The sequence below is a fragment of the Streptomyces chiangmaiensis genome, assembly GCF_036281785.1.
In the GTDB taxonomy this organism is placed as follows: Bacteria; Actinomycetota; Actinomycetes; order Streptomycetales; family Streptomycetaceae; genus Streptomyces; species Streptomyces chiangmaiensis.
This window is the reverse complement of sequence record NZ_JAYWVC010000493.1, coordinates 1-2,104: the sequence shown is the minus strand read 5'-3', so window position 1 is coordinate 2,104 and position 2,104 is coordinate 1. Positions and strand designations below refer to the sequence as shown.

The 2,104-nt window shown below is 73.9% G+C and carries 1 protein-coding gene; it reads left to right on the top strand.

The features are described 5' to 3' along the window. Window positions 1-224 precede the first annotated feature (224 nt). Window positions 225-2,030 (top strand): tetratricopeptide repeat protein, encoded by a 1,806-nt coding sequence (locus tag VXC91_RS44850; protein ID WP_329513089.1) that lies wholly within the window; start codon window positions 225-227, stop codon window positions 2,028-2,030. The last annotated feature ends 74 nt before the right edge of the window (window positions 2,031-2,104 follow it).

The window sequence follows — 2,104 nt, the reverse complement described above, 5'->3', positions numbered from 1 at the left end:
AGTAGAGGGCCCGGATCCTGATCAAGGATCCGGGCCTTCCACGTGTGCGCGACACGACGGGGAGTACGGCGTGACCTGCCCACTCTCGTGAAGTGCGACCGCTTGCGGGGGGAGTTGGCCATTCTGTGTTTGACTTGTCTCTCTGTGGGCATGTCGACAAAACGCTGAAGTGACCTCACTGGCTGCGGTATACCAGGTGTACCCGGGTTGCAGGTGGTGCGACGATGGACGTTATGGGGGAGAAGGCAGCTCTGTTCGGGACGGGGCGAATTGCGCAGTCCGCCGGTCAGGACGAGACCGGCGAGGCCGCCGAGGAAGTGCGCCATCGGCTTGCCGCTGAAACCGGCGACGTCGAGGCGATGAGCGTCCTCGGGGCCATGCTGCTGCGCCGCGGCGATCTCGACGGAGCCGAGCCCCAGTTGCGTGCCGCCACCGCCGCGGGTGACCGTGCCGCGGCCAACAACCTGGGTGTCCTGCTGCACCAGCGTGGCTACGCCGACGAGGCGGCCGGCTGGTGGCGGATCGCCGCCGTCGCCGGGTCCGCCGCGGCCGCGCATGCGCTCGGGCGCCACCATCGTGAACGCGGCGACGAGCCGGCGGCAGAGTACTGGCTGCGTCAGTCCGCCGAACAGGGCCACACCCTCGGTGCGTACGCGCTCGCCGATCTGCTGGAGCACCGCGGCGACGAGAGCGCCGGGCACTGGATGCGTGCCGCCGCCGAGCGCGGGCACCGCGAGGCCGCCTACCGGCTGGCCCGTGCGCTCGACCGCAAGGCCCTGCACGAGCAGGAGGCCGGAGCCGACAACGGTGTCGAGCCGTCGGCGCTCGAGGAGGCCGAGCGGTGGTACCGGCAGGCCGCGGCGCGTGGGCACCGGCGGGCCGCGCTGCACCTGGGCGCGATCCTGGAGAAGCGGGGCGAGCTGAAGGAGGCCGGGCGCTGGTATCTGACGAGCGCCAAGGACGGGGAGGCGAGGGCGGCCTGCGCGCTCGGCTTCCTGCTGCGGGACGCGGGGGACACCGAGAACGCCGCCGTCTGGTGGCTGCGCGCCGCGCAGGAGGGTGACGGCAACGCGGCGAACGCGCTGGGGGCGCTGCACGCCGAGCGCGGCGAGACGCAGACGGCCGAGCGGTGGTACCGGGCTGCGTTGGACGCCGGTGACGTCAACGGCGCCTACAACCTCGGGCTGCTCTGCGCCGAGCAGGGACGGACCGCGCAGGCCGACCAGTGGTACCGGCGGGCGGCGTACGCGGGCCACCGCGAGGCCGCCAACGCGCTCGCGATCCTGCTGCTCCAGGGCGGGGACGCGACGGGCGCCGAGCCGTGGTTCTCCAAGGCCGCGGAGGCGGGAAGCGTCGACGCCGCCTTCAACCTCGGGATCCTGTACGCGGGACGCGACGACGACGAGGCCGCGCTCGGATGGTACGAGCGGGCGGCGGCCGCCGGGCACACCGAGGCCGCGTTCCAGGTCGGGATGGCACGGCTGCGGGAGGGCGACGAGCAGACGGCCGAGCGGCATCTGCGGTGCGCCGCGGGCGGCGGCAGCGCGGAGGCCGCCTACCGGCTGGCGACCCTGCTCGACGCCCGCCGGCCGCCCGCGCCCGCGCATGAGCTGGGCGAGCCGTCGCACGGCAAGACCGAGTGCGAGGAGTGGTACGAGCGGGCGGCGACGCAGGGGCACCGGCGGGCTCAGGTGCGGGTCGGGATGCTGGCGGCCGCGCGCGGCGACGTCGTGGAGGCGGCCCGGTGGTACCGGGAGGCCGCGGAGGGCGGGTCGCGCAACGGCGCGTTCAACCTGGGGCTGCTGCTGGCGCGTGAGGGAAGCGAGCCGGAGGCCGCGCTGTGGTGGACCCGGGCGGCGAACGCGGGGCACGGCCGGGCGGCCCTTCGGCTGGCCCTCGTCTATGCGCGTCAGGGTGAGCTGGCGGAGGGGCAGCGCTGGGCCGACCGCGCGGTGTCGCTCGGACCCGCCGAGGTGTCCGAGCGGGCGGCACGGTTGCGCGATGCGCTGCGGCAGGAGTTGACGGCGTGACCCACCCCGTGACCCGGCGCGCTTCCGTAAGTGATTTGCCTCTGTACGCGTCCTTGACGTAATGTTTCGTTCAC